This is a genomic window from Proteus sp. fly-1067 (assembly GCF_040139345.1).
GTDB classification, from domain to species: domain Bacteria; phylum Pseudomonadota; class Gammaproteobacteria; order Enterobacterales; family Enterobacteriaceae; genus Proteus; species Proteus vulgaris_B.
This window is the reverse complement of sequence record NZ_JBEEUL010000051.1, coordinates 1-967: the sequence shown is the minus strand read 5'-3', so window position 1 is coordinate 967 and position 967 is coordinate 1. Positions and strand designations below refer to the sequence as shown.

2 protein-coding genes are annotated in these 967 nt (G+C 37.2%); both read right to left on the bottom strand.

The features are described from left to right. A partial coding sequence (locus ABN217_RS19000) for a molybdopterin-dependent oxidoreductase (protein WP_349459818.1) occupies positions 1-518 on the bottom strand: 518 nt, incomplete at its 3' end. Between the two features lie 125 nt (positions 519-643). Beyond that, positions 644-967, bottom strand: a 324-nt coding sequence (locus ABN217_RS18995) for a sensor histidine kinase (RefSeq protein WP_349459817.1), incomplete at its 5' end; no start/stop codon positions are given.

Sequence of the window (967 nt, the reverse complement as noted above, 5' to 3'; positions counted from 1 at the left end):
CTTGTTGGCTCAGCAAGTGCTAATAACTTCGCTAATGGAAAACCAACCCAAGGGATCACCATCGACCAAGCCTCAACACAACGCATACGGTAAATACGTTCTTCTAAAGTGAATTTATTTTGAATATCATCTAGATTTAACGTCATTGGTCGGTTCACTTCTCCTTCAACAGTCACCGTCCATTCATCTGTTTTCATCGTATGTGCATATTCAGCAGGATCTGATTTATTCAATCCAAACTCATAGAAATTATTATAACCAGTCACTTTATCTTCTGGTGTCAATATCAAGGATGATTGATATTCTTCAGGTTGAATAAATGTTAAGACCTTTCTATCTACCTGCGGAACCGTAGATTTATCATCACTAAACCATGAAAATAAATCCGCTTTAACTGCGGATGATAATGCAATTCCCGACACTCCAACCCCTAACAATTTAAGTAGTTTTCTACGTTTCATAAAAAATACAGATTCAGGGGTAATTTGTGACGAAGAAATTTTATCTCGTTTTTTCATGGTGCTCTCCATTACTCAAAAACATGGGCCGTGGTTTAAAAAGAAAAAATGTTCTTTCTATATCATGCCTGTTATACCTGAAGAAAAAGAGAAAACACTGACATTAAGATGACAAATTTGTCATCTTAATCATTATCATAAGGAAAATTCAAAATGAGCGTACTTTGCCCTGCCTGATGCCTAAAAGCGACGCAACCACCATGCAACTCAATAATCGCTTTAACAATTGATAGCCCTAACCCGCTACCTTCAGAAGTTCGTGAATTATCTCCTCGCCAAAAACGTGTAAAAATTTCTTCGCTATCTGGCAGCACTTCGCCATGATTCACAATACTAATAGATAGCGTATTGTGCTTTGCTGAGATATTAGTGATTACCTGAGTATGAGGCTGGGCATATTTAACTGCATTCGAAATGACATTTATTAATACTCGAACCAACAACACGCG